At 36.3% G+C, this 24,464-nt stretch carries 31 protein-coding genes; 17 read left to right on the top strand and 14 right to left on the bottom strand.

The window, feature by feature from the left end:
- Positions 1-54: 54 nt before the first annotated feature.
- From idi to ASU31_RS22820, 4 genes are all read right to left on the bottom strand, one after another.
- Positions 55-597, bottom strand: a complete 543-nt coding sequence (gene idi / locus ASU31_RS22835; protein WP_057934567.1) for an isopentenyl-diphosphate Delta-isomerase — start codon at positions 595-597, stop codon at positions 55-57.
- Entirely contained in the window at positions 598-1,434 is an 837-nt protein-coding gene (locus ASU31_RS22830; RefSeq protein WP_057934566.1) for a phytoene/squalene synthase family protein, read from the bottom strand. It lies immediately after the preceding gene.
- Positions 1,418-2,320, bottom strand: coding sequence for a MerR family transcriptional regulator (locus ASU31_RS22825; protein ID WP_057934565.1), 903 nt, complete (start codon positions 2,318-2,320; stop codon positions 1,418-1,420). The genes ASU31_RS22830 and ASU31_RS22825 overlap by 17 nt, the downstream gene beginning before the upstream one ends.
- Before the next feature lie 197 nt (positions 2,321-2,517).
- Positions 2,518-2,793 (bottom strand): hypothetical protein, encoded by a 276-nt coding sequence (locus tag ASU31_RS22820; RefSeq protein ID WP_057934564.1) that lies wholly within the window; start codon positions 2,791-2,793, stop codon positions 2,518-2,520.
- A 290-nt stretch (positions 2,794-3,083) separates the two neighbouring features.
- On the opposite strand from ASU31_RS22820, the gene ASU31_RS22815 reads away from it, so the two are divergent.
- The 10 genes from ASU31_RS22815 (at position 3,084) to ASU31_RS22770 (ending at position 10,443) form a co-directional block, all read left to right on the top strand.
- On the top strand, positions 3,084-3,824 hold the full coding sequence (locus ASU31_RS22815; protein WP_057934563.1) for a LytR/AlgR family response regulator transcription factor: 741 nt from the start codon (positions 3,084-3,086) through the stop codon (positions 3,822-3,824).
- A 91-nt stretch (positions 3,825-3,915) separates the two neighbouring features.
- Positions 3,916-4,998, top strand: a complete 1,083-nt coding sequence (locus tag ASU31_RS22810) for a sensor histidine kinase (protein ID WP_057934562.1) — start codon at positions 3,916-3,918, stop codon at positions 4,996-4,998.
- A gap of 163 nt (positions 4,999-5,161) precedes the next feature.
- Positions 5,162-5,920, top strand: coding sequence for a LytR/AlgR family response regulator transcription factor (locus ASU31_RS22805; protein ID WP_083505495.1), 759 nt, complete (start codon positions 5,162-5,164; stop codon positions 5,918-5,920).
- A 125-nt stretch (positions 5,921-6,045) separates the two neighbouring features.
- A complete protein-coding gene (locus ASU31_RS22800; protein WP_057934560.1) occupies positions 6,046-6,399 on the top strand; it encodes a response regulator in 354 nt (117 codons plus the stop codon).
- A gap of 10 nt (positions 6,400-6,409) precedes the next feature.
- On the top strand, positions 6,410-7,036 hold the full coding sequence (locus ASU31_RS22795) for a hypothetical protein (RefSeq protein ID WP_057934559.1): 627 nt from the start codon (positions 6,410-6,412) through the stop codon (positions 7,034-7,036).
- A 127-nt stretch (positions 7,037-7,163) separates the two neighbouring features.
- A complete protein-coding gene (locus tag ASU31_RS22790) occupies positions 7,164-8,537 on the top strand; it encodes an exonuclease domain-containing protein (RefSeq protein ID WP_057934558.1) in 1,374 nt (457 codons plus the stop codon).
- Positions 8,538-8,554: 17 nt separating this feature from the next.
- Positions 8,555-8,890 carry an MmcQ/YjbR family DNA-binding protein gene (locus ASU31_RS22785; RefSeq protein ID WP_057934557.1) on the top strand — a complete coding sequence of 112 codons (336 nt, stop codon included), beginning with the start codon at positions 8,555-8,557 and terminating at the stop codon, positions 8,888-8,890.
- Between the two features lie 294 nt (positions 8,891-9,184).
- Positions 9,185-9,601 (top strand): VOC family protein, encoded by a 417-nt coding sequence (locus ASU31_RS22780; protein ID WP_057934556.1) that lies wholly within the window; start codon positions 9,185-9,187, stop codon positions 9,599-9,601.
- Between the two features lie 87 nt (positions 9,602-9,688).
- Positions 9,689-10,006 carry an ArsR/SmtB family transcription factor gene (locus tag ASU31_RS22775; protein WP_057934555.1) on the top strand — a complete coding sequence of 106 codons (318 nt, stop codon included), beginning with the start codon at positions 9,689-9,691 and terminating at the stop codon, positions 10,004-10,006.
- Between the two features lie 2 nt (positions 10,007-10,008).
- Positions 10,009-10,443 carry an SRPBCC family protein gene (locus tag ASU31_RS22770; RefSeq protein ID WP_057934554.1) on the top strand — a complete coding sequence of 145 codons (435 nt, stop codon included), beginning with the start codon at positions 10,009-10,011 and terminating at the stop codon, positions 10,441-10,443.
- 114 nt (positions 10,444-10,557) lie between these two features.
- On the opposite strand, the gene bioA is transcribed toward ASU31_RS22770, so the two are convergent.
- The 3 genes from bioA to ASU31_RS22755 are packed head-to-tail and all read right to left on the bottom strand — an operon-like array spanning position 10,558 to position 13,290.
- Positions 10,558-11,862, bottom strand: a complete 1,305-nt coding sequence (gene bioA / locus ASU31_RS22765; RefSeq protein WP_057934553.1) for an adenosylmethionine--8-amino-7-oxononanoate transaminase — start codon at positions 11,860-11,862, stop codon at positions 10,558-10,560.
- A 2-nt stretch (positions 11,863-11,864) separates the two neighbouring features.
- On the bottom strand, positions 11,865-12,317 hold the full coding sequence (locus ASU31_RS22760; RefSeq protein WP_057934552.1) for an NUDIX domain-containing protein: 453 nt from the start codon (positions 12,315-12,317) through the stop codon (positions 11,865-11,867).
- Complete coding sequence (locus ASU31_RS22755; RefSeq protein ID WP_083505493.1) at positions 12,304-13,290, bottom strand: cation diffusion facilitator family transporter; 987 nt, start codon at positions 13,288-13,290, stop codon at positions 12,304-12,306. Before ASU31_RS22755 ends, ASU31_RS22760 begins: the two co-directional genes overlap by 14 nt.
- A gap of 113 nt (positions 13,291-13,403) precedes the next feature.
- Between ASU31_RS22755 and ASU31_RS22750 the strand changes: the two genes are divergently transcribed.
- Positions 13,404-14,600 carry a pyridoxal phosphate-dependent aminotransferase gene (locus ASU31_RS22750; protein WP_209435043.1) on the top strand — a complete coding sequence of 399 codons (1,197 nt, stop codon included), beginning with the start codon at positions 13,404-13,406 and terminating at the stop codon, positions 14,598-14,600.
- Between the two features lie 400 nt (positions 14,601-15,000).
- Here ASU31_RS22750 and ASU31_RS22745 read toward each other — a convergent pair whose 3' ends face one another.
- On the bottom strand, positions 15,001-16,245 hold the full coding sequence (locus tag ASU31_RS22745; RefSeq protein WP_083505492.1) for an ABC transporter permease: 1,245 nt from the start codon (positions 16,243-16,245) through the stop codon (positions 15,001-15,003).
- Positions 16,246-16,445: 200 nt separating this feature from the next.
- Here ASU31_RS22745 and queA point away from each other — a divergent pair, with 200 nt between their 5' ends.
- Positions 16,446-17,495 (top strand): tRNA preQ1(34) S-adenosylmethionine ribosyltransferase-isomerase QueA, encoded by a 1,050-nt coding sequence (gene queA, locus ASU31_RS22740; RefSeq protein WP_029278727.1) that lies wholly within the window; start codon positions 16,446-16,448, stop codon positions 17,493-17,495.
- 74 nt (positions 17,496-17,569) lie between these two features.
- Positions 17,570-18,235 (top strand): 2-C-methyl-D-erythritol 4-phosphate cytidylyltransferase, encoded by a 666-nt coding sequence (locus ASU31_RS22735; RefSeq protein ID WP_057934550.1) that lies wholly within the window; start codon positions 17,570-17,572, stop codon positions 18,233-18,235.
- Between the two features lie 99 nt (positions 18,236-18,334).
- On the opposite strand, the gene ASU31_RS27630 is transcribed toward ASU31_RS22735, so the two are convergent.
- The 6 genes from ASU31_RS27630 to ASU31_RS22710 all read right to left on the bottom strand — a co-directional run bounded on the left by ASU31_RS27630 (position 18,335) and on the right by ASU31_RS22710 (position 21,481).
- Positions 18,335-18,493: a lmo0937 family membrane protein gene (locus tag ASU31_RS27630; RefSeq protein ID WP_116250957.1), complete on the bottom strand. Its 159-nt coding sequence runs from the start codon at positions 18,491-18,493 to the stop codon at positions 18,335-18,337.
- A gap of 169 nt (positions 18,494-18,662) precedes the next feature.
- Positions 18,663-18,884: a DUF2795 domain-containing protein gene (locus tag ASU31_RS22730; RefSeq protein WP_010603503.1), complete on the bottom strand. Its 222-nt coding sequence runs from the start codon at positions 18,882-18,884 to the stop codon at positions 18,663-18,665.
- An 85-nt stretch (positions 18,885-18,969) separates the two neighbouring features.
- Entirely contained in the window at positions 18,970-19,518 is a 549-nt protein-coding gene (locus ASU31_RS22725; RefSeq protein ID WP_057934549.1) for a cob(I)yrinic acid a,c-diamide adenosyltransferase, read from the bottom strand.
- Positions 19,519-19,588: 70 nt separating this feature from the next.
- Positions 19,589-20,347 (bottom strand): ABC transporter ATP-binding protein, encoded by a 759-nt coding sequence (locus ASU31_RS22720; protein WP_057934548.1) that lies wholly within the window; start codon positions 20,345-20,347, stop codon positions 19,589-19,591.
- Positions 20,348-20,462: 115 nt separating this feature from the next.
- Complete coding sequence (gatC, locus tag ASU31_RS22715; protein WP_057934547.1) at positions 20,463-20,753, bottom strand: Asp-tRNA(Asn)/Glu-tRNA(Gln) amidotransferase subunit GatC; 291 nt, start codon at positions 20,751-20,753, stop codon at positions 20,463-20,465.
- 2 nt (positions 20,754-20,755) lie between these two features.
- Positions 20,756-21,481: a lysophospholipid acyltransferase family protein gene (locus ASU31_RS22710; protein ID WP_057934546.1), complete on the bottom strand. Its 726-nt coding sequence runs from the start codon at positions 21,479-21,481 to the stop codon at positions 20,756-20,758.
- A gap of 257 nt (positions 21,482-21,738) precedes the next feature.
- Here ASU31_RS22710 and trpS point away from each other — a divergent pair, with 257 nt between their 5' ends.
- From trpS to kdsB, 4 genes are all read left to right on the top strand, one after another.
- On the top strand, positions 21,739-22,737 hold the full coding sequence (gene trpS / locus ASU31_RS22705) for a tryptophan--tRNA ligase (RefSeq protein ID WP_057934545.1): 999 nt from the start codon (positions 21,739-21,741) through the stop codon (positions 22,735-22,737).
- 118 nt (positions 22,738-22,855) lie between these two features.
- The gene (locus ASU31_RS22700) at positions 22,856-23,470 is read left to right on the top strand and encodes a deoxynucleoside kinase (RefSeq protein ID WP_025144984.1); all 615 of its coding nucleotides are present in this window, start codon (positions 22,856-22,858) and stop codon (positions 23,468-23,470) included.
- Positions 23,457-23,705, top strand: a complete 249-nt coding sequence (locus ASU31_RS22695; protein WP_057934544.1) for a DUF5808 domain-containing protein — start codon at positions 23,457-23,459, stop codon at positions 23,703-23,705. The genes ASU31_RS22700 and ASU31_RS22695 overlap by 14 nt, the downstream gene beginning before the upstream one ends.
- A 1-nt stretch (position 23,706) precedes the next feature.
- A complete protein-coding gene (gene kdsB, locus ASU31_RS22690) occupies positions 23,707-24,462 on the top strand; it encodes a 3-deoxy-manno-octulosonate cytidylyltransferase (protein ID WP_057934543.1) in 756 nt (251 codons plus the stop codon).
- Positions 24,463-24,464: the final 2 nt, after the last annotated feature.

The raw sequence follows: 24,464 nt of genomic DNA, 5'->3' as shown, positions 1-24,464 counted from the left end.
AAACTGTTCCTATATTTGTCCTCGAGAGCGTTAATTTAGATACGGGTATATGGCTTAGGCTGTATGCCCGTTTTTTGTTTTAGCCGTTGACGCATGCGTTATAACTTTATCCAGGCAGATTCTCAACCATGGCGTATAGGCACTTGGATTAACTGCAATATCCTGTGCTAAGGCCTCCAAATCCATATACTTAAAGGCTTCTACTTCATCATAATTTACAACTGGTAATTCATCACTCATGCCAAAAAAAACATGATCTACCTCGTGTTCTGTTAACCCATCTTCAAATATTGCTTTGTATGTAAATTTAAACAGATAGTTCAATTCACAGCCCATCCCCATTTCTTCCATCAATCTCCTTTTTGCTGCGTGGATATTACTTTCTCCAATCCGCGGGTGACTGCAACAGGTATTCGTCCACAAACCTGCAGAATGATATTTGCTCATTGCTCTCTGCTGCAGTAATAGTTCGCGTTTAGAATTAAAAATAAAAACAGAAAAGGCACGGTGCAATACACCTTTTTCGTGCGCTTCCATTTTATCCATCTGTCCTTTCGGCACATCCTCCTCATCAACCAGAATAACTTGTTCTTCCATTTAAATTACATTTAACTTATTACGAATAATAGAATCAAACATCAAACTAATTTTACGCGTGTTCGAAATTCTTACCCTTTCAGTCATGATTTTTTCAGCACTTAAACGCTTTATCTTAGCGAATAACTTTTTGTAATAGATATAGGACAAATATACGCCATTTCTGGATGCTGTGGGCAGTAGCTTAATACCAGTTAATGCGAGTGCAAATTCTGCTTCGATTTCTTTTTCGATTTCTTTTTTTTGATAATCGCAGAATAGGGCTAAATTAACGTTTGGAAAATAATTCCGGCTAAGTAACTGATGATCAGCCTTAACATCCCTCAAAAAATTAACCTTCTGAAATGCAGAACCCAATTTCATGGCGTAAGGCTTCAATTGTTGGTAATCTACATCGCTACCATTGGTAAAAACCTTTAAACACATCAAACCTACCACTTCTGCGGAGCCTAAAATATATTCGTTGTAAAGTTCTGGCGTATATTCTTGAGTAGAAAGATCCATCTCCATACTCCTCAGAAAAAGAACAATCAGTTCCTGATCTATCTGGTATTGATTTACAATCCTTTGGAATGAATTTAAAATAGGGTTTAAACTAATGCCCTGGTTAATGGCTTCGAAAGTATCCTCCTTAAATTTTTCTAATAAAAAATTCTTGTCATAATGATGGAAACTATCTACAATTTCATCTGCTAAACGTACAAAGCCATAAATGGAGTGTATGGGTTGACGTAGTTCTTTGCCAAGAAAATAAATACCATAAGAAAAGCTGGTACTATACAACTTAGTGGTAAGCCGGCTACAATCGGCAGATAGTTGATCAAAAATTTCTTTCATGTAAAACAGGGTATTGTATTGTTTTTTCAAATTCATCGAGCGTTTTAAACCAGTTGATGTGATCGATATTGGTTAGTTTACCGATAACCTCACTATTACCCGCAAGATGGATCTTAGCGGGTGAACATATTTCAGACAATTGATCTATGTATTTTTGTGCAGCAGGTTCCGATCTCGACTTTGTCATAAAAAGCAAAACATGACCTACATTTAATGTAGAAAATATTCGCTTAATCGAATCCAGCGGAACTTTGCTGCCTAAGAAAATAACTTGATGATGATACATCCTCAGCATATAACTGGCGAAAAGCAGCCCAATATCATGATCCTCATCTTCCGGTAAAAAAAGAAGCCAACTTACGCCAGTATGACTTGTTAAAGGAAGATTATTGATATGCGTAAATATTTTTTGACGGATAATGTTTGATAAAAAATGCTCGTGTGCGGGGCAAATATCGTCTTTTCGCCACATTAATCCCAAACGGACCAACAATGGATACATTATTTTCCGATAGCAGTCAGAAAGTCCTAACTGATCAATGCTTTGATCAATTAAATGATTAAATGAGCGCTCATCAAAAGCCAAACCATACCTGATAAGTTGCGAAACATAATCTGCCTGCTCGTCATCCGTGGGGTATGAGAACTGTTGATCGAGAAGTTTATCAATCGCTTCATCAGAAAGGCTGCAGATTTTAGAAATTTTTAAACCACTTTTATTTAAGCTTACAATGTTTAATAGTCTTCGGAGCTGCTTATCATCATATAAACGCGTATTACCTTGAGATCTCATCGGACTCAGCGCATTGTACCGCTGCTCCCAGATCCTGATGGTATGAGAATGGATGCCCGAAAGCTGTTCAAGATCTGAAATAGAGTAAATCATTATTTTGTTTAAATATATTCAATAAAATCTAAACAAAAAGATGAAAGAAAAGTTTTTTACTATTTTTACTAAATGTGCAGCAAATGTATCGTCGGGTATTTCAATGTTGATAGTTTAATTTAATCCATGTACATTAAAGAACACAGTAATTTGAACCGTAGATTGCGGTTAAATTAGAAGAATATGAAGTGATGGGGTTAAAATACCTTTTCGGTTAGCAATACACCTCTTTCACCATTACCTGTTTCGATGGTATGCACATTTTTATAAGAATGGCTAAAGAAATCGTAGCCATGTTCCCTTTGTTTAATAGCGACCGTACTTAGCGGATAGCTCAAGTTAGTTTGCATGCAATGTAAACTACCGTTAGCCAGTAGAAGAAAATCACAGTCGTAACCTTGCTCCTGCAGTTCAATAACCTTTTTAGTAATAGACACGTTTAATCTATTGGCGGTGCGGATTCTATTTTTCATGGGATATTGTTTTAGGTAATTAGGGATGATTATTTTGGTTATTAAATATATCTATTAATAACTACGATTCAAAACACAATATATTGTTATACAAGCAATTAAATAAATTTGTTTTATTCTTTTTATAAAAACCTTTCATCACCGATTTTTCGCTGATCATCTTCCTTGCATAAAAAAACATATACGTATCATATTTACTACAAAAACCAACTAAACATCGTTGCAGGCCTAAAATAATTTCTTTATTTAAAAAGCAACATATAATTTCGTTTAACCTTAAAACACACCTAATGAAATTAACATGTATCGTAATTGATGACGACATTCACGCCGTCAACGGTATAAAATCATACATCAATCATCTCTCAAACATTCATTTGATAAACTCGTATACAGATCCGTTACAGGCATTAAATGAAATTACTGCAGGAGATCATGTTGACATTGTTTTTATAGATGTTGATATGCCTATGATTTCGGGATTAGAATTATCAAAAGCAATAAGACATAAAACAGACAAATTAATTTTTACCACTTCGCATTCTAAGTATGCCTATGAAGCTTTTGAAATGAATGCAAGCGCTTATTTATTAAAACCATATACCTTTGCCCGTTTTGCAGAGACCATAAACAGATTATTTCCCCTTAGCCCCAGCTTACCGAATATCAGTATCAAGCAAGAGGATGATTATTTCTTTGTAAGGAATAAAAATGAGAAGAACAACTTAATTAAAGTAAGGTACACCGATATCGTTGCAATAGAAAGCCTGCAAAACTATGTGCGGATTTTCACCTTAAACGAAACAATCGTGTCATACATTGCACTATCAGAGATAAAAATCATTTTAAAAGATTATCAGAATTTTGCCCAAGCACATCGTTCTTTTATTATCGCTAAAAACTACATTGAAAAAGTAGAAGGCAATACTTTAAAAATGATCAATGATCTAATCATCAATATTGGAAATAGCTACCGTGAGAGCATACAGGACTACATAAAAGAGAAAACGATTAAAACTAACCGCTCTTAAACTAATTTTTTAGTATTTTCGTTATCTAAACAATTAAACGCTTACGGTTTTATTGTTTAGCATATATAGCCGTTCCTCAATTAACTAGCCAATGACGCTTATTGCTAAAAAAAACAAACTACACAAAATTTCAACCTGGTTTTCCGACAAAAGACTTCACATTTTAGGTTGGACCATATTCATATTTTATGAGGCTATAATCATCGGCATCTTTGTTGGCAGATTCTCTACACTGAGCACTTATGTTATTTTTTATAGCTTAAACATCGCTACATTTTATTTCCACGCACATGTAGTTTTGGCTTTTGCCCTGAAAAAAATTAATGAAAGATGGTGGAAATTACCCCTGTTTATTTTAATCGAGCTGGGTGTTTATTTAATACTAACGGTTTGTTTAGATTATATCGTAATTAATTATACCGATTATAATGGACCCATTAAACTGATATTTAACGCAGCTTTTTTTGCTGCACCGATTTATCGTGCCATATACTTTATGTGCTTCGCTACCAGTTATTATTTTCTCCTTAATTTTCTAGAAGAACGGAAAAAGATTGAAGACCTGGAGAAACAACGGTTAAATAACATTATCCAAATAGCTAAATCAGAAAATGCTTTTTTAAAGGCACAGATACAACCTCATCTCTTATTTAATACGCTCGATTTTATTTATCAAAGCGCTAAAGATTCATCTCCAGTTGCCGCAGAAGCCATTCATTCTTTGGCAGAGATGATGCGCTATTCGGTTGACGGCAATAAGGATAAAGAATTCATTTTGCTTAATGATGAGATTAATCAGGTAGAGAACCTCATCAATCTGCATCAGCTCCGTAAAGATCACCATGTACAGCTTCGTTTCTGGTACGATGATGAAATACGTAATGTTAAAATCATTCCTTTAGTGTTAACCATTTTAGTAGAGAACATGTTTAAACATGGCGAACTGCTTACAGCATCACATCCTGCCGAAGTGAGTTTGAGAATTGAACATAATCAACTTATTATAGAAACTTCAAACTTAACAAAGGCAGTTAAAGATAACTCAGGCTTAAGTTCTGGCATGGAAAATATAAAGAAGCGTTTAGAATACACCTATGGCAAAAATGCTGAGTTCAGCTATTTTACTGATTCAAACCAGTATTTCAAAGTAATGCTAGTTATTAAAATTAAATAAGGAAACCTACTTTAATAATTTTAGTTTAAAATTTCAAATTACACAATAATTTCAAAAGAAAAACTGATTTTCCTTGCCGAATACATAAAAATCCGTTTCGAATGTGTTTTTTTTTCATTTTAATGGTTGAAATTGTAATTTGCATCAACTAAACCTATAAAAAATGTCAATAAGTTGTATCGCTATTGATGATGATCCTCATTCCCTAGAGAGTTTAATAGCATATATGGAGAAGCTGCCTGATTTAAAGCTTATCCAAACATTTACCGAACCGCTCAAAGCTCTAGCAGAAATATCGGTATCTAATCCTGTCGACATTATTTTTATGGATGTCGAAATGCCTTCACTTTCAGGAATCGAATTAGCAACCCTATTAAGGCAAAAAACAAAACACCTGGTTTTTACTACGGCACACCCAAGGTATGCCATTGATGCTTTTAAAGTTGATGCAGATGCTTATTTGCTTAAGCCCTACTCTATTTTACATTTTACCAAAACAATAAACAACCTCTATCCAACCGGAAAAAAAGCACAACATCCTTTTTCCGTTTTCGAAGATCATTTCTTTTACATCCCCTTACAAGGAGAAAATGCTGATTTAGTAAGAATAGATCTGAATGAATTGATTGCAATAGAAGAAATGGGGGAAGATATTCGATTTAAAACTACAAAAAATGCTTTTCTAAGTTCTAAATCTAATTTTACCAAGACTTTGAAAATGTTAAAAAAACATTCGGCATTTATCCAGGTTAACCCTACTGTTGTTATTGCAAAACAGCATATCAAAAGTGTACTCGGCAATAAAATACTGCTTTCTGGCGAAACATCCTTTACTGTTTCTGGTACATATATAGAACTTTTCGCAAATTTTATCAAGAACAATTTGCTTCAGGAAAAACCACGTCCCGGCACAATAATGTAGTCTTTAATAGTCTGCCATCAGCTTCGAATCAATTTTTAACGCATAATCAAAACATTACGCCTAAAATTTTGTATTAGGATAGTCTATTTTATTATTAATTAATTGATTTATCTGTTTTGAAAAGAGTGTTGGTTGTGGATGATGATCCAGATGTATTAGAAGTTTTCCAGGATGTATTAGAAACCGAACATTATAAAGTTTATCCGCTTCTATCACCACGGCATATTTTTAAAACAATAAGAGATTTTAGTCCCGATCTGATTATTCTAGACATTATGTTAAATGGAATGGATGGGCGTGCTGTGTTTAAAGAGTTAAGGTTAAACCCCGAAACAGAGCATATTCCCATTATTATGGCATCGGCCAGGTACGATGAAAATTATATTACATCACAAAAATATCATCCCGACGATTATTTAGAAAAACCCTTTAATATGGCAGATTTGCTCCAAAAAGTAAGTGCTTTAACCGAAAATTAAAAAATCAGATATGAAATTAAAATTACTATTATCTCTTCTGTTGTTATGCGCAACAGTATCAATCAAAGTAAAAGCACAAAGCAGACCTGACAAACTCTATTCCATGAGTGGAATTGGCTTTGCATTCCCAATGGGCGAAACTTCGGATTATTTTAAACCGAAATTCTCAACATCATTAGGCTTAAATTTAGGTTTGGGCGAGGGTGGCTTGTTCTTGTACCCCAAAGCAAGTTTACATGCTTTTACTTTTAACCAGATAACGCCAGATGCGGGTTATACCTATACCTTACAAAAAGGCAGGGCAACCACTTACTTGCTAAATGTTGCTTTAGGGTACCGTAAAATTGTAAATAAATGGGCTTTTTATGGTTTTGCTGGTGCCGGTGGTGGTTTTATTCTAACGCCTCAGGCTAGCGTTAATACCACAACCCTGCAGGTTACCCAAGATAATAAATCAAATGGTTTGGGTATTGCCGAAGGTGGAGCCGGTATTGAATATAATATTGGAGGTGCCAATTTATTTGTCGAGGCCAGTTACATGTATGGCTTTAGTAAAATTCAGAACAGGGCTTTTAATACGGTACCAATTTCTATAGGTATTAAACCTAATTTAAGCAAACTATTAAGTAAACTTTAAATATTTACATACAAAATACCAGAGCGGTTACGTTAAATACATAACCGCTTTTTTTATGCTAAAGAAATAATCAAAATTATTTTCATACTAATTATTTTAGCATAGATTTGTATTTCAAATTAATTTAATGTTATACGCAGTTGTAGATATCGAAACCACTGGCGGTCATGCCTCAGCAAATGGCATTACCGAGGTTGCCATTAACATCCATGATGGCAATGAAATAGTTGAATCTTACACTACCCTAATTAATCCGAAGCAGCCTATACCCGTTTACATTACGGCACTTACAGGTATTGATGATAACATGTTGTTGGATGCCCCAACTTTTGACGATGTTGCTTTACAGATTTACCAATTATTAAACGATAAGATTTTTGTGGCGCACAATGTAAACTTCGATTATTCCTTTTTGAAGCATCATTTGGCAGCTGCAGGATATGATTTACAATGCAAAAAGCTTTGTACGGTAAGGTTGAGCAGAAAACTAATTCCTGGTAAATCTTCTTATAGTTTAGGGAAACTTTGTACAGCCTTGCAGATACCGATTCAAAATCGACATCGGGCAGTCGGAGATGCAGATGCAACCAGTATCCTATTCAATTTATTGCTAGAATACGATCAGGAAGGCATAATAGCAGAAATGCTGAAGAAAACATCGAAAGAGCAGGTTTTACCGCCGCATTTAGATAAAGCTTCTATCCTGAGGTTACCTCATCAACCTGGTGTATATTATTTTAAAGATAGTAAGGGCAAGATTATTTATGTTGGAAAAGCTAAAGACCTTAAGAAACGCGTAACCAGTCACTTTACAGGCAATACACCTAACCGGCAACGCCAGGATTTTTTACGCACTATACATCATGTAGACCATGTAATTTGTGGTACCGAATTAATGGCCCTCATTTTAGAAGCCAATGAAATTAAACGCCTTTGGCCTGAAAACAACCGGGCAATGAAGCGTTATGAGCATAAATATGATTTATATGTTTTTGAAGATCAAAACGGCTATTTGCGTTTAGCCATAGATAAACATAAAAAAAACAATAACGCCTTCCAGAGTTTCAATAGTCTGTTGGAAGGCTATAATTTCTTAAACCAACTGGTTGATAAGTACCAGCTTTGTGCAAAGCTCTGCTACCTGCAAAAAACGGCCACTAAATGTTATGCACACGAAAATGGGCAATGTTTTGGCGCCTGCAGTGGAATAGAGACTGTTAGTGTTTATAATAAAAAATTAAACACAGCATTAGCCGATATCCAGAAACAACAACCGAGTTTCGCATTGGTGGATGAGGGCAGAAAAGACAATGAGTTTAGTTGTTTAGTTGTAGAGAATGGAAAATTTTATGGAATGGGTTACTTCACCGATAAGAATTATCTTGCTGATGGTCTGGCTCCAATCAAAAATGATCTTTCTATCTATCAGTCCAACAGTTATATCTTAAATTTAATTCTGAATTACGCGGAACAACATCCACATAAATTGTATAAATTGTAACTTATTACATTACACCCATGGATTCATCAACTTTTATAGCTCACTGCCTATCTTTTGATGAAGTTATTGAATTACCGCATTTCGAAAAAACTTCTTTCCGTATAAATAAAAAGATCTTTGCTACACTAAATATTCAGAAAAGGCAGGCAACATTTAAATTATCGGAAATTGATCAGTCTGTTTTCTGTGATTTTGATCCGAACAGAATATGTCCGGCTTCCGGTGCCTGGGGCAAACAAGGCTGGACAATTTTTGACCTAACAGCATTAACAGACGAAATGCTTATCGATGCACTTACACTTTCTTATTGTAACGTAGCGCCTAAAAAGCTTTCCGAAAAATATAAATATTAAGTACAATTAACATTATGAGCTGAAATTCCCTTAAATGCCTTATATGGCAAGAATCAGCACAATAACTTTACTAACTAGTTAAGCCTATGAGATTATAAGAACATAAGCTAATAAAGCACTATGATTTATAAGGCGCAACATTGCCGCAATACTTTAACCATGTAAGGAATAGAAGAAAATATAAGTAATTACAATAACCTAATTGTCTCAAACAGCCCTGTAAATTTTCTTTTTTGGCAAGGGTAACTCTATTGCCGCTTACCTATCTTTACTTACATCAAAATATAAAACGTCATGATAAAATCACTTTGGATAAATCTTCCGGTAAAAGACATTAATAAGTCTAAAGCATTCTTCACGCAACTCGGTTTCACCCTTAACCTACAGTATGGCGCCCGCGAAGATTCTGCTTGCTTTTTAGTAGGAGAAAGTAATTTAGCAATTATGCTTTTTGAAGAAGCTTTGTACGAAGGTTTTGCGGGTACCAATATTGCCGATAAACGGAAGGGCGGCGAAGTATTATTCTCCTTTGATGCAGAAAGTCCAGAAGAAGTAGATGAGCTGGCGCAAAAGGTGATTGCTGCCGGTGGCACACTTTATGCCGAGCCTGGCTACAAAGACGGTTGGATGTATGGCTGTGGTTTTGTTGACCTGGATGGACAAAGATGGAGTATTCTTTATATGGATATGAGTAAAATGCCCTTGGGTTAATTTTATCATTCAAAAAAATAAAATAAAATTTGCGTAATCGATTACTTACATTTATATTTGTAAGCAATTACTTACGCAATTAATTTTATGAGAAGAGATGTATTTCAAGCCATTGCCGATCCTACCCGAAGAGAAATCATTAATCTGATTGCCCATAACACCTTAAATTTAAATGCAATTGCCGAAAATTTCGACATGAGCCGACCTGCCATTTCACAGCATATTAAAGTTTTAACAGAATGTGGATTAGTAGAAATTACCCAACGCGGCCGTGACCGGTACTGTAACATACAATTTCAAAAGCTAGCAGAAGTATCTAAATGGGTAGAACAATACCGTATTTTTTGGACAAGCAAATTAGATGCTTTAGAAATACACTTATCAAAAGACACTAAATCAAAATAAAGATGAAAGACGAACCAGTTATTGTAGAACGGGTATATAACGCCCCTATCGAAAAAGTTTGGAAAGCTTTAACCGATAACAATGAAATTAAACAGTGGTATTTTCAATTAGAAGACTTTAAACCCGAAGTAGGCTTTAAGTTTGAGTTTTCTGGTGGACCGGATAATGGGCCTCAATATTTACATCTCTGCGAAATAACAGAAATTGTTGAGGGAAGGAAACTAGCCTACACCTGGCGATATGATGGCTATCCGGGAAATTCGGTGGTAAGCTGGGAGTTATTTGAGCAAAGCGGGCAAACCAGGCTAAAATTAACACATAGCGGCATAGAAAGCTTTGCTGAGAACGGGCCAGATTTTGCCAAAACAAGTTTCAATGGCGGCTGGACTTATTTTGTTAATGATGCCCTTAAAAATTATCTGGAATCAGTAGCATAACATTAAGTTCCATGCAGAATCAAAAAAGATTGTCCTTCGACTCCGCTCAGACTGACAACCGCCTTAAACTAAGTTATATACTCGTGGTAGCATCTCACTACGACCTAAAAGCACCTATACTTCTTCTAAAGCGGATTTTATGGCTGCATAAATATAATCGAGATCTTCATCGCTGATTACATACGGTGGGAGGATATAAATAATATTGCCCAATGGCCTTAATATGATTCCTTTATCTAAAAAATACGCATACAATAAATTACGGAGATTACTTAAATAAGAGGTTTCATTTCCAGTCTCCCACTCAATTGCAATAATTGTTCCTGTTTGCCTAATGGCCTTAACTTTAGGATGCATTTTAATTTCTTCAAGAAAAACAGCATGTTTAGCTTCTACGCGCTTAATATTCTGAAGTGTTTCACTTTTCAACAAAATATCCAAACTAGCCAAAGAAGCTACACAAGCAATCGGATTCGCTGTAAAAGAATGTCCGTGGTAAAGTGTTTTTAATTTATCGTCACTTAAGAATGCTTCAAAAATCTCATTCGTACAGGTGGTTACCCCTAATGGCATTGTTCCACCAGTTAAACCTTTGCTTAAACAAATAATATCAGGCTTGTTAGTTAACTTCTCGCAAGCGAAGTAAGTCCCTGTCCTACCGAAACCTGTCATTACTTCATCAGCAATGGTTAAAATTGCCGCTTCTTTACAGGCAGATAAAAGCTGATCTAAATATTTAGCTTCGTACATCAACATTCCACCAGACCCTAAAATGAGTGGTTCGAAGATAAAACAAGCAGTATCTTTAAGATTTGAGATATGAGATATGAGATGTGAGATGTTATTTTCGTTTGGCAGATCGATAAACTCGACATCGAACAATAGACTGTTAAAAGCATCGGTAAAAATACTGCGGCCGCTAACAGACATGGCGCCAAAAGTATCGCCATGATAGGCATTTTTAAAGGCTAAAATCTTCGTTTTTGGTGTGCCCTTATTGTCCCAGTACTGGAGGCACATTTTTAAGGCTACCTCTACCGCCGTTGATCCGTTATCGGTATAAAAAACCTTATCTTGTTTGCCAGGCAATATGGGTAAAAGCCTTTCTGCAAGTAGTACAGCAGGCTCGTGCGTAAAACCTGCAAAAATCACATGTTCAAGCACACTGAGCTGTTCAGCTACTTTTTGTGCAATATAAGGGTGTGAATGACCATGAATATTCACCCACCAGGATGAAACCGCATCGATATACCTTTTTCCATCCTCATTAAAAACGTACACCCCTTCTCCCCTAACAATTGGGATGTGGGGGAGTGCATTTTTCATTTGGGTATAGGGATGCCAGATCACCTTTTGATCGCGTTCAGTTAAATTGAGTTTGGAATCTGGGGTATGGAGTTTGGACGAATCGGGTATCATGATTATAATTTAACTGAATATTGATTTTTTAAAAGCTGGCCTACGGTTTTATCTGTTTTAAAGGTAATATCTTCAATATTTAAATCTTCAATTTTCACCCACCTGAAAGCCTGAAGAATTTCACCTTCTCCATCGAAATCGTAAATAACATCTTTAAAGGCCAACTGCAAAGGCGCTTTTTCTTTAACGATATAATACACGCTAATTACCTGGCTATCGTTAAATGAAGATTTTTCAAAAAAATCTGTGGTATAAAAATGAGATAATACTTCAATTTCAGCATCGCACTCTTCCACAAACTCACGTTTTAATCCATCGATTAAGCCTTCGCCAAGTTCTAAACCACCACCTGGAAACTTACTGAAACGAAAGCCATATTCTTCCTCATCACTTATCAAAACCTCATTATTCTGGTTAATTAACAATCCATAAACCCTAACGTTAAAGTAGCTCATTTTCGAAATGCTTTTTATTTTTGATTACTATTTCTGGCGTCCATACAATTTCCTTTTTAAAGGCCTCTGCCCTCACCGGACATTCACTCATATGGCAATAATGGCAACACTCAGGCAAACATGGATCTGCATGAATAAAGAGTTCTGCTTTACGGACGCCGTTTTTATTGATCAGTTCATCAATCTGCGAGATTTCGCGGTGAACTTTATTTAAGTCAAAATAATAAGGCAACGTTACATGGCAATCGATATGAAATTCAGGGCCATATTGCTGGGTACGCAGATTGTGCACATCAATCCATGGGTTGTGCCTGTTCTTTTGTAAAACATCTACTACTTCTTCAACAAGTGTAAAATCGCTTTCATCCATTAATCCACCCACCGAACCACGGGTAAGCTTATAACCAGAATAAACGATATAAAAGCCTACCAAAAAAGAAAGCAGGCTATCCAGCCAAATAATATTTGTTAGCTGAATTAATATTAAGCCAATAACAATTGCTCCGCTGGTATAAGTATCAGTTAATAAATGTTTACCATCAGCTTGCAATGTAACCGAATGCTCATCTTTACCTACATTTATGAGGTATAGGCCCACAATCAGATTAATCAAGCCCGTAATACCAATAATCAGCGTTCCTGTTAATAGTTCCCCTACCAAATGAGGATAAATAAGGTTGTATGATGATTTAAAAATAATAACCACTCCCGCAATCAAAATCAATATCCCCTCTACAAAGGCCGAGAAAAACTCAACTTTTCCATGTCCATAAGGATGATTTTCGTCGCGTGGTTGCGTGCTTAGGTAAATGCTATAAAAGGCGAAACTCCCAGCTATTACGTTTACAATACTCTCTGCTGCATCAGTTAAGATCGCATTTGAACCTGTAATAAAATACGCGACAAACTTGGCCAACATCAGCACCACACTCACCACCAGAGAAATTATTATTGCTTTCTTTTTTACCGACACCAGGATATTTTTTTCAAAAATACGCTTATCGAATAAATTAAATGAGAAAAACTATGTCTTTTTTAGTGCAGAATAATATTTGGTTTATATATTTGCGCTCAAAGTAATTAACCATGAGCACCTTATCCAAAAGAATCAACAGTCTATCTGAATCTGCAACCCTTAAAATGACCAAACTTGGCCGCGAATTAGCGTCTAAGGGCATTAACATCATTAGTTTAAGTGTTGGTGAACCCGATTTCAATACACCTGATCACGTAAAAAATGCTGCTAAAAAGGCATTAGATGAAAATTATACGCGTTATTCGCCAGTACCAGGCTACCCTGACCTGCGCCAGGCGATCGTAAACAAGCTAAAAACAGAAAACAATCTGGATTATGATATTTCTCAGATCGTGGTTTCAACGGGTGCAAAACAATCTTTATCGAATGTTATTTTAACTTTGATTGATCCTGATGATGAGGTAATCATCCCAACTCCTTACTGGGTTTCTTACTCAGAAATGGTAACCCTGGCAGAAGGAAAATCTGTTTTTATCGATACCGACATTGAAAGTGATTTCAAAATCACACCTGCTCAGTTAGAAGCAGCTATTACGCCAAAATCGAAATTATTTATGTTTTCTTCGCCATGTAACCCAACAGGTTCGGTTTATAGCAAAGAAGAATTAGCAGCGTTGGTTGCCGTTTTCGAAAAACATCCTAATATCTACATCTTATCTGATGAGATTTATGAGCACATTAACTTTGTTGATAAACATGAGTCTATTGCTCAATTCGATAGCATTAAAGACCGCGTCATCATTGTAAACGGTTTCTCTAAGGCTTTCGCCATGACCGGCTGGAGATTAGGTTATATTGCCGCTAATAAAGAAATTGCAGCCGCTAACGATAAATTACAAGGGCAAACTACTTCTGGAACGTGTTCTATCGCGCAAAGAGCAGGAATTGTTGCTTACGAGCAAGGTTTAGCCAGTGTTTTAGAAATGAAAGAAGCATTTTTACGTCGTAGAGAATTGGTTTACAATTTATTAAACGAAATCCCTGGCGTAAAAACAAATCTTCCTGATGGTGCTTTCTACTTTTTCCCAGAAATCAGTTCTTTCTTCGGTAAAAAAGATGCTGATGGAAATGTAATTAAAGATTCATCAGACCTGGCTTTATATCTATTAAATGTTGGTCATGTAGCAACTGTTGGTGGCGATTCGTTTGGTAATAATAACTACATTCGTTTATCTTATGCAGCATCAGACGAGAGTTTGGTTGAAGCATTAAGAAGAATAAAAGAAGCTTTAGGTAAATTGGCTTAATCAATTTTCAGTTAGCGGTTTTCAGTTAACTTCATATAAAGAGAAACCCCTCGTTAATTAAATTTAGCGAGGGGTTTTTCTTTGAATAATCGTCATCTAGACTGTAGCTTATCGATTTTTCATCGAAAGCGAAATGGAGAGATCTATTGCAGCAGATTTAGCTTCGCTGAGCCTTCGGGTTCTCGACTCCGTTGCACCCGATAGCTATCGGGTCCGCTCGAAATGACGATATAGTGTTTGGAAAATGGAAGCAAGCATTTCATCGGAGCATCCAGTCCTTCTTTCCGTTACAAGTCCTCGCCCGATAAAGGATCGGGCTTGCGGGCTTTCCACTTCAATAAGGTTTATGAATCAAGGGATTGCAACTGAAACCACAAACGCTGAAATTGTAAACTGAAAACTAGCTCCTTATCGCCTCTACCGGGTCCAATCTTGAGGCTGAATATGCTGGCCAAAAACCAGAGATAGTGCCGATAATAATCGATATACCAATACCTAAGGCAATATTATTCAAGCCCAGTATAATGTGAAAATCTGTGGCCGCACCAATCCCCAGGGCGAGCAGAAAGACCAGTAATAAACCCAGCAAACCGCCTAAAATACAAAGCGAAATAGATTCAAAAATGAATTGAAGCAAGATAAAATAGTTTTTTGCACCTAACGATTTTTGGATCCCGATAATATTGGTACGTTCCTTAACCGATACGAACATGATATTGGCAATACTGAAACCACCCACCAGGATCGAAAACCCACCAATTACCCAACCGGCTATATTTACCATTTTAAACATCGAATCTAACTGGTTAGAAATAATGGTAGTTTTATTTAGTGCAAAATCTTCTTCCTGGCCAGGTCTGATCCTGTGGATAGAGCGCATTAAACCTTTTAATTCGCTTTCTACCTCTTCCAAGCTCACATTATCTTTACCGCGAACAGTAATTTGTGGGCCATAACGTTCACTTTGGATATCTAAAACACCTTTTGCAAAAGCAATTGGAATATTTACGTTTTTATCAAGAGAAGTACCTAACATGTCCTCCCCTTCTTTTTTGAAAACACCAACAACAGTTAATCTTCTTCCTAAAATCTGTACCTGTTTACCCACGGGCGCACCGCCATCAAAAAGTCCGTCGGCTATATCTGAACCTAAAATACAAACAGGTGAACCGTTTTTACTCTCATTTTCGGTAAAATACCGTCCGTCCTGAAGCTCAAAATTCCAGGTTTTATTAAAATCGTGTGATGCCGCCCATACCGAAATCCCTTCTACTGAGCTACTTCTGTATTTGATCGTCCTATCGTTAGTCGATATTTCGAATGTAACGCCTTGTGCATTTTCAATTCTCTCGCGGAGGGCCTCAAAATCGCGCAACGAAGGTTGAGGACGGTTCATATATTTCCACCAAGGGTAATTGTCGCCAAAACTCCAAGGCCATTTTTGAATATAAATGGTGTTAGAGCCCAGTTTATCTACACTGGACTGCAATTTGCCGCGGAAGGTATCTACCGCAGAAAATACAGCAATAATGGTAAAAATACCAATTGTTATAGCCAAAAGCGATAACATGGTGCGTAATTTATTCTGGCGCAATGCATCAAATGCAAAACGGAAACTCTCGCCTATTAGCCTAAAGATTATCATAATTAAAGGTTAGATGCAAAGCTTTTGAAAAGGTTACAGCTTATCTTCAAAACTAATTAATTTTATGTCTACAATGCATTAATCGCCCTGTATTATTTGATTTAAAATGATTAAAACATAATATACATAAATTGCGTTTGATAAAATACGAAAAAGAAAAATTAAATTCGTATTTTTGCACCTCAAAAAATTCATCAAGAATGAAATTATCACAATTCAAATTCAACTTACCTGAATCATTAGTAGCCAACAATCCGGCAGAACAACGAGATGAAGCTCGCCTAATGGTTTTACACAAAGACAGTGGTAAGATTGAACATAAAATTTTTAAAGACGTTTTAGGTTATTTCGATGACAAAGACGTAATGATATTAAATAACACTAAGGTTTTTCCTGCCCGTTTATATGGCAATAAAGAGAAAACCGGTGCAACCATCGAGGTTTTCTTGCTACGTGAATTAAACAAGGAATTACGTTTATGGGATGTTTTGGTAGATCCGGCACGTAAAATCCGTGTTGGTAATAAATTATATTTTGGCGACGACGATTTATTGGTTGCTGAGGTTGTAGATAACACTACATCACGTGGCCGTACCATCCGTTTCCTATTTGAAGGCACTGACGAAGAATTTAGAAAAAACGTTGAAATTTTAGGTGAAACTCCACTTCCCAAATATATTAAACGTAAAGCTACTGCTGAAGATAAAGAACGTTATCAAACCATTTTTGCTAAGCACGAAGGTGCCGTAGCTGCTCCAACTGCAGGTTTACACTTCAGTCGCGAGCTGATGAAACGTCTTGAACTTAAAGGTATAGAATTTGCAGAAGTAACGCTACACGTTGGTTTGGGAACTTTCAGAACTGTTGAGGTTGAAGACTTAACCAAGCACAAAATGGATTCTGAGCAGTTTATCATCGAGCAAAAAGATGCGAACATTGTAAACAAGGCTTTAGAAGAAAAAAGAAAAATCTGTGCGGTAGGTACTACTTCAATGCGTGCTATCGAATCGGCTGTTTCTGCTAACAGAACATTAAAATCGGCTAACGATTGGACCAGTAAGTTTATCTTCCCCCCTTACGATTTCAGTATTGCAAACTCAATGATTACCAATTTCCACACGCCTGAATCTACTTTATTGATGATGGTAAGTGCATTTGGCGGATATGAAAACGTAATGAATGCTTACGAAGTTGCAGTAAAAGAAAAATATAAATTTTACAGCTATGGTGATGCCATGCTAATAATATAGATTTGAGTATTGAGATGTGAGATTTGAGTTAATTCAAGTCTCATATCTCGAATCTATAATCTCATCTCTTAAATATGAAATACTACGCTATAATTGTAGCAGGCGGTTCTGGCAATCGGATGCAAACGGAAACCCCAAAACAATTTCTACTGCTCAAAAACCTTCCGGTTTTAATGCACACCATAAAAGCTTTTGCACAAAGTGATACTCAACCTAAAATTTTATTGGTTCTAAATAAAGATCAACAGGCTTACTGGGCTAGGTTATGCGAAGAATTTAATTTCCATGTACCGCACCAGGTTATCGATGGCGGCACGGAGCGTTTTCACTCAGTGAAAAATGCAATACATGCTATCGAAGAAGAAAGTTATGTTGCCATTCACGATGCTGTTCGTCCACTGGTTTCCAAATCTCTTATAGACAACTGTTTTAATGAAGCTGAGCTACAGGGAAACGTTATTGCAGCCGTACAGTCAAGCGATAGCGTACGCTTGCTTAGAGACGATAAAACCACGGCATTAAAACGTGATGAAATCTATTTAGTACAAACGCCACAAACTTTTAGCATTAGCATTCTTAAAGAAGCTTACAACCAAGAGTTCGATACTCACTTTACAGATGACGCAAGTGTGGTAGAATCTATTGGTTATGAGATAAATATCATCGAAGGAGAGAGAGGGAATATTAAAATCACTTATCCAATCGATCTGGAGCTTGCCGAATTGCTGTTAAAAAATTAAAATATAAAAAGGAGTTTCAAAAATGAAACTCCTTTTTTAATCCATCTACTTAAAGTATTCACTACTTCTAAACCAATGAATATCGGTGCGATATATTTTTTACGCCGCCCGGCCAATTATTTTAAGCAGAATTGCAATAACTGCGATTACCAATAAAACGTGAATTATACCGCCAACGTCTCCGAAGCCGTGAAACACAAATCCTATTACCCATAGTATTACCAATACTACTGCGACTAAATACAATAAATTTCCCATAGTGTTAATTTTTTAGCAATGTTATATTATTGATGTATTAACACTCGGCTTTTCACTTTTGTTTAAAAAATGTAATTATTTTATCGGCGCGGCTGGATACGCGTGAAGATGAAGGCATAAAAAAAAACCTTCCGGTTTAGCTGGAAGGTTTTTTTATAGTTTCTAATGTTTAGTATTCGTCCTCATTAAAGAAGAAATCTTCTTTAGTTGGATAATCTGGCCAAATTTCCTCAATGGTTTCATAAGGTTCACCATCATCTTCTAATGCCTGTAAGTTTTCAATTACTTCTACTGGGGCACCAGAGCGGATACCATAATCAATTAATTCGTCTTTAGTTGCAGGCCATGGTGCGTCTTCCAAGTGCGATGCTAATTCTAATGTCCAATACATATCGTCAATTCAATTAAATTCTTGTTCTTATTATTGCGCAAAGTATATTAAAATTTTTGAGCAAAACAAACTTATTTTTCCACTATTAAACCCGCGGAATCCAAATGTTTTCTTCCGACTTAAAATACACGGTCAGTTTTCGTGCCAAAACGAATAAATAATCGCTTAAACGATTCAAATAAACTGTTACGCGCTCATCTACAAAGCTATTTTCTGCAAGTTCAACTGTAAGCCGTTCTGCCCTTCTACAAACACATCTAGCAATATGGCAGTAAGAAACTACAGTATTTCCGCCAGGTAAAATAAAATGTTTTAAAGCAGGCAGCTTTTCGTTCATCAGATCCATCTCATTTTCCAACAAAGTAATATCAGTATCGTGCAGATCGGGGATTTTCATTTTAGAAGTCTCTGGGTCTGCCGCAAGCGATGAGCCAATAGTAAATAATCTATCCTGAATTTCTTTTAGCAGTTTCTGGTCGTGAGCCTCAATATCCTGGCACATAATTAAACCTACGTACGAATTTAACTCGTCAACAGTTCCATAGGTGTCTATCCGTAAGTGATACTTAGGTACTCGGGTACCTCCTATGAGTGATGTTTGGCCCTTATCGCCGGTTTTAGTGTAGATTTTCATATTGGAATAGTTTAAGGTGAAAGGTTTAGGGCTTTCAAAGCCTTATGCCCTACGCCTTACGCCATCAACCTCAATTGATTTTCTCCCAATCGCTGCCAGTATCTTTCAAAGCTTGCAAACGTGGAGATACATTTTTTATATCTGTATTTAAATAATCGTTTTCGATCAAACCATCACGCATACGTACAATACGGTGAGCATGCTGCGCAATATCTTCCTCATGCGTAACCAGAATAATGGTGTTCCCTTTACTGTGGATTTCTTCAAGCAGGCCCATTATTTCAATTGAGGTTTTGGTATCTAAGTTACCTGTTGGCTCATCGGCCAAAATAATAGATGGATTATTAATCAAAGCCCTGGCTACGGCCACACGCTGACGTTGACCACCTGATAATTCGTTTGGCTTATGATCCATACGATTGCCTAGACCTACATTTTCCAATGCTTTAGCTGCTCTTGCATCCCTGTCTTTTTTACTTGTTCCGGCATAAATTAAAGGTAGGGCAACATTATCTAAAGATGTAGAACGTGGCAATAAATTAAAGGTTTGAAAAACGAAACCGATTTCCTGGTTGCGCACTTCTGCCAGGGCATCATCACTCATGTGACTCACATTTGTTCCATTTAAAACATAGGTTCCGCTTGAAGGTGTATCTAAACAGCCTAAAATATTCATCAGGGTTGATTTACCGGAACCGGATGGGCCCATCAATGCTACGAATTCGCCTTTATTGATATCTAAAGAAACTGATTTTAAAGCGTGAATCACTTCAGATCCAATAACATATTTACGGCCAATTTCTTTTATAGTGATGAGTGGTTTCTCCATGTTTTTTCTTTTTTAGACAAGCGTAGCGGGTAAGATGTTACAAGAGGGTTAAAAATTACTATATAAATGTTAATGTTAAAGATGCCGAATTAAATTTAGCATGGTGGATACACCATTATTTTTCAATAATTTTTGGTACCATAAAAAATTGGTCGGTATGCTTTGCTGCATTTTTCAAGCCATCAACCGTAGCTATTTCCTGCTTAACCACATCTTCTCTCCAAACATTAACCGATTCGTTCATATAAACCAATGGTTTTACGTTTGAAGTATCCAGTTCATTTAACTTTTCCATGAATGACAGAATTTTGTTCATTTCAGGAATTAATGTATCCACCTGTTTTTCATCAATATGAATTCTGGCCAGATCGGCTATTTTATGGATGGTTTTTGCGTCTAAATTCATATTTATACTAACTTACTATCAATCAATCTGTAAACCTTTTCTTTCAATACATCAGAATCAACATCAGCCAAAATTGATGTATTTATAGGTTTGTGGACGTAAATATCGCAAATTCCTGGCTTACTTCCATACTTTGCTCCATCATCCCAATTAATTTTCCAAACATTGGTAATACTTACAGGTACCAGTGGTATATTTTTATCAATGGCCAAACGGAACGGACCATTTTTAAACTCGCCCAACTTTGGAGGATAATGGTCATCTATTTTACCCTCGGGAAAAATAATCAGACTCATCCCCTTTTCTAAGTTCTCGCCAGCTTTTTTAAAGGCTTTAAAAGCCGAAATCTTACTGTCGCGGTTCACAGAAATATCGATGGTTTTAAAAAAAATGCCCAAGACGGGATTATTCAACAATTCATCCTTTCCCATAAAGTGAAATTTTCCATGTCCCATGATACAGAAAATCATGATATCCAGGTTAGAGGTATGGTTGGCACAATAAATATAAGTTTGTTTGGGATTTAACTTTTCTTCATATTGATAACGAAAAAAAACACCTGAAAACAGACTGCACAAAAAACTGTTGGCTTTTCTGAAAAAATTGAGCGTACTATAATACTTCTCATTACGTGAGGTAATGTAATATATTGGATAGAACAGAGCGAAAAAAAACAGTATCCAGAATAGAAACCATATCCGGTGTACTTGTCTTAGAAAATAAATCATAGATAACCAAAAATATAAAATAGTTTGATATTTCAAACAACTGATTGCATTGGGCTAAGATTATGGTTGTATAATACCAATCACTGGCGAAACCCGTTCTAAAGATCTCTCCTCCAAAGGAGTTCCTTCGGAACGCTACGGGAGATGACAACTATACATATAAACTGTAGGACTTACCAGTATTCAAAAAAAATCTTGCCATTAAAATTGAAACGATTTATGATTTGCATGTATTTTATTTTTAATTTCGTGCCATTATGAAAGAAACAGTGGTGAGCGGTATCCGCTCAACAGGAAAATTACATTTGGGTAATTATTATGGTGCAGTTAAAAACTTCGTTCAAATGCAGAACGATTACAATTGCTACTTTTTTATCGCCGATTTACACTCCTTAACTACACACCCTACACCAGCCGATTTACATGGAAATATTAAACATGTTTTGGTTGAATATCTGGCTAGTGGAATTGATCCAGAAAATAGTACCATTTATATACAAAGTGATGTTCCGGAAATTGCGGAGCTTTATCTATACTTAAATATGAACGCTTACATGGGTGAATTGGAGCGCAGTACTTCTTTTAAAGATAAGGTACGTGCCAACCCTGATAACGTAAATGCAGGTTTATTAACCTATCCGGTATTAATGGCTGCCGATATTTTAATCCATAAAGCTACCAAAGTACCTGTTGGAAAAGATCAGGAGCAACATTTGGAAATGGCGCGCACTTTCGGAAACCGTTTCAACAGGTTATACAACACAGAATATTTCCCTGAACCTTACGCTTTTAGCTACTCTGACAAACTCGTTAAAGTACCTGGTTTAGATGGTAAAGGGAAAATGGGTAAATCAGAAGGCGAAGCCAACGCAGTTTACTTATCTGATGATCCTGAAACTATTCGTAAAAAAGTAATGAGAGCGGTTAGTGATGGTGGCCCAACGGAAGAAAACCAACCAAAACCTGAACCTATCCAGAATCTTTTTGATTTAATGAAAGTGGTTTCGAGTGCCGATACACTTGCACATTTTGAAGATTTGTATAATAAAATGCAGATCCGTTATGGCGATTTCAAAAAACAACTGGCAGAAGATATGATCATTACGACTGCACCTATGCGCGAACGTATTTTGGATATTGCCAAAAATGATTCATATTTAAGGCAAGTGGCTAAACATGGTGCATTAAAGGCCCGCGAAAGCGCGCAAAAAACCATCAGAGAGGTTCGCAGTTTAATCGGGTTTAAAAGTTTTTAATAATTTTAATAGATTTGAGAAGCGAGAAACTAGATTAGAGATATTAGATTTGAGATTAATTCTCAGTCGCATATCCCGAATCTAGTTTCTCACATCTCTAATCTCCAATCTAAAGAAAATGCACATAGCAATTGTAGGAAATATAGGTGCCGGTAAAACTACCTTAACAGGTTTGTTAGCCAAGAATTATGGATGGGAAGCTTTATACGAAGCTGTAGACAATAACCCTTATCTGGAAGATTTTTACAGCGATATGAAACGTTGGAGCTTTAATCTTCAGATTTATTTCCTAAATAGTCGTTTTCAGCAAATTACTGACATTGAAGTAAATAAACGTAACGTAATCCAGGATAGGACCATTTACGAGGACGCACATATTTTTGCAGAAAACCTGCATGATATGGCTTTAATGACCACCCGCGATCATGATAATTACAGGGCTATTTTTGATAACATTACCTCTTTTATTAAACCACCCGATTTATTGGTTTACCTGCGTGCATCGGTACCTACATTGGTTAATAATATCCAACGTCGTGGTCGCGAGTATGAGGCAGGTATCCGCATCGATTACCTGTCTAAACTGAACGAAAAATACGAAGCCTGGATTAAGGGTTATAACCTGGGTAAATTATTGATTTTAGATAAAGATAAATTAGATTTCACCAACAACCCAGAAGATTTAGGTACAGTAATCCAATCTATTGAGGCTGAAATAAATGGATTATTTTAGAAACAGAATAACATTTTTCTTTTGGGGCAAAAAAGATGGAAAGGATTTTGAACATGAAAAACCTGAAAACTGGAAATGGGGAATTTTTTATTTCGCCAAAAATGACTACAGGTTTATTGTTCCAAAACGAAATAATGCAATGGGCTATACACTCAATTTTGCCCACCGAACAACTTATATTGTTTTGATTTTGATTATAGCCATTGGTATTTTATCTCGGATTTTAAATAAATAGTATGTCTAAAATTATCGGAATTATTCCTGCACGATATGCCTCTACCCGTTTTCCGGGAAAGCCTCTGGTAGATATTGCCGGAAAAACCATGATCCAAAGGGTTTACGAGCAAGCATCGAAAGCCGAAAGCTTATCGAAAGTAGTAATTGCCACTGATGATGTACGGATTGCCGATGAAGTAAAACGGTTTGGTGGAGAGTTTATCTTTACCTCAACTAATCACCAAAGCGGAACCGACAGATGCGCTGAAGTGATTGAAACTTTACCTGGGTACGATATTGTGGTCAACATCCAGGGTGATGAACCATTTATCGAACCTGCTCAGATTGAATTATTGGCAAGCTGTTTTACTGAAGAAAAAGTACAACTGGCAACATTAATCAAATCTATCCAGAGTCAGGAAAGTGTATACAATCCCAATAGCCCTAAAGTGGTAATCGATGTAAACGGTCGCGCCATGTATTTTAGCCGTAGCCCAATTCCTTTTATCAGAAATGGAGAACCAGGTGTTTGGGCAGAAAAGCACCAGTTCTACAAGCATATCGGAATTTATGGTTACCGAACAGAATCGTTAAAAGCCATTACCAAATTACCACCATCTTCTTTAGAAATTGCCGAAAGCTTAGAGCAGCTTCGCTGGATCGAAAATGGATTTTATATTCAAACGAAAGTAACTGACTTAGAAACAGTTGCAATAGATACACCAGAGGATTTACTGAAGCTTAATAAATTGCTTAAAGCATTGAAACTGGAATAATT

The organism is Pedobacter ginsenosidimutans (genome assembly GCF_001442625.1).
Classification (GTDB): Bacteria; Bacteroidota; Bacteroidia; order Sphingobacteriales; family Sphingobacteriaceae; genus Pedobacter; species Pedobacter ginsenosidimutans.
The sequence above is the reverse complement of the archived record's forward strand: the minus strand, read 5'-3'. Positions and strand labels throughout refer to the sequence as shown.

Excerpts from the sequence above, each read along its gene's own strand:
- ASU31_RS22750 (WP_209435043.1), top strand. The coding sequence starts at position 13,404 with ATGAGCACCTTATCCAAAAGAATCAACAGTCTATCTGAATCTGCAACC.
- kdsB (WP_057934543.1), top strand. The coding sequence starts at position 23,707 with ATGTCTAAAATTATCGGAATTATTCCTGCACGATATGCCTCTACCCGT.
- ASU31_RS22795 (WP_057934559.1), top strand. The coding sequence starts at position 6,410 with ATGAAATTAAAATTACTATTATCTCTTCTGTTGTTATGCGCAACAGTA.
- ASU31_RS22785 (WP_057934557.1), top strand. The coding sequence starts at position 8,555 with ATGGATTCATCAACTTTTATAGCTCACTGCCTATCTTTTGATGAAGTT.
- ASU31_RS22815 (WP_057934563.1), top strand. The coding sequence starts at position 3,084 with ATGAAATTAACATGTATCGTAATTGATGACGACATTCACGCCGTCAAC.
- queA (WP_029278727.1), top strand. The coding sequence starts at position 16,446 with ATGAAATTATCACAATTCAAATTCAACTTACCTGAATCATTAGTAGCC.
- gatC (WP_057934547.1), bottom strand. The coding sequence starts at position 20,753 with ATGAATTTAGACGCAAAAACCATCCATAAAATAGCCGATCTGGCCAGA.
- ASU31_RS22775 (WP_057934555.1), top strand. The coding sequence starts at position 9,689 with ATGAGAAGAGATGTATTTCAAGCCATTGCCGATCCTACCCGAAGAGAA.
- ASU31_RS22770 (WP_057934554.1), top strand. The coding sequence starts at position 10,009 with ATGAAAGACGAACCAGTTATTGTAGAACGGGTATATAACGCCCCTATC.
- ASU31_RS22695 (WP_057934544.1), top strand. The coding sequence starts at position 23,457 with ATGGATTATTTTAGAAACAGAATAACATTTTTCTTTTGGGGCAAAAAA.
- ASU31_RS22760 (WP_057934552.1), bottom strand. The coding sequence starts at position 12,317 with ATGAGCTACTTTAACGTTAGGGTTTATGGATTGTTAATTAACCAGAAT.
- ASU31_RS22720 (WP_057934548.1), bottom strand. The coding sequence starts at position 20,347 with ATGGAGAAACCACTCATCACTATAAAAGAAATTGGCCGTAAATATGTT.
- ASU31_RS22825 (WP_057934565.1), bottom strand. The coding sequence starts at position 2,320 with ATGATTTACTCTATTTCAGATCTTGAACAGCTTTCGGGCATCCATTCT.
- ASU31_RS22745 (WP_083505492.1), bottom strand. The coding sequence starts at position 16,245 with ATGATAATCTTTAGGCTAATAGGCGAGAGTTTCCGTTTTGCATTTGAT.
- ASU31_RS22780 (WP_057934556.1), top strand. The coding sequence starts at position 9,185 with ATGATAAAATCACTTTGGATAAATCTTCCGGTAAAAGACATTAATAAG.
- ASU31_RS27630 (WP_116250957.1), bottom strand. The coding sequence starts at position 18,493 with ATGGGAAATTTATTGTATTTAGTCGCAGTAGTATTGGTAATACTATGG.
- ASU31_RS22810 (WP_057934562.1), top strand. The coding sequence starts at position 3,916 with ATGACGCTTATTGCTAAAAAAAACAAACTACACAAAATTTCAACCTGG.
- trpS (WP_057934545.1), top strand. The coding sequence starts at position 21,739 with ATGAAAGAAACAGTGGTGAGCGGTATCCGCTCAACAGGAAAATTACAT.
- bioA (WP_057934553.1), bottom strand. The coding sequence starts at position 11,862 with ATGATACCCGATTCGTCCAAACTCCATACCCCAGATTCCAAACTCAAT.
- ASU31_RS22735 (WP_057934550.1), top strand. The coding sequence starts at position 17,570 with ATGAAATACTACGCTATAATTGTAGCAGGCGGTTCTGGCAATCGGATG.
- ASU31_RS22820 (WP_057934564.1), bottom strand. The coding sequence starts at position 2,793 with ATGAAAAATAGAATCCGCACCGCCAATAGATTAAACGTGTCTATTACT.
- ASU31_RS22700 (WP_025144984.1), top strand. The coding sequence starts at position 22,856 with ATGCACATAGCAATTGTAGGAAATATAGGTGCCGGTAAAACTACCTTA.
- ASU31_RS22725 (WP_057934549.1), bottom strand. The coding sequence starts at position 19,518 with ATGAAAATCTACACTAAAACCGGCGATAAGGGCCAAACATCACTCATA.
- ASU31_RS22805 (WP_083505495.1), top strand. The coding sequence starts at position 5,162 with ATGTCAATAAGTTGTATCGCTATTGATGATGATCCTCATTCCCTAGAG.
- ASU31_RS22710 (WP_057934546.1), bottom strand. The coding sequence starts at position 21,481 with ATGATTTATTTTCTAAGACAAGTACACCGGATATGGTTTCTATTCTGG.
- idi (WP_057934567.1), bottom strand. The coding sequence starts at position 597 with ATGGAAGAACAAGTTATTCTGGTTGATGAGGAGGATGTGCCGAAAGGA.
- ASU31_RS22830 (WP_057934566.1), bottom strand. The coding sequence starts at position 1,434 with ATGAAAGAAATTTTTGATCAACTATCTGCCGATTGTAGCCGGCTTACC.
- ASU31_RS22730 (WP_010603503.1), bottom strand. The coding sequence starts at position 18,884 with ATGTATTGGACATTAGAATTAGCATCGCACTTGGAAGACGCACCATGG.
- ASU31_RS22790 (WP_057934558.1), top strand. The coding sequence starts at position 7,164 with ATGTTATACGCAGTTGTAGATATCGAAACCACTGGCGGTCATGCCTCA.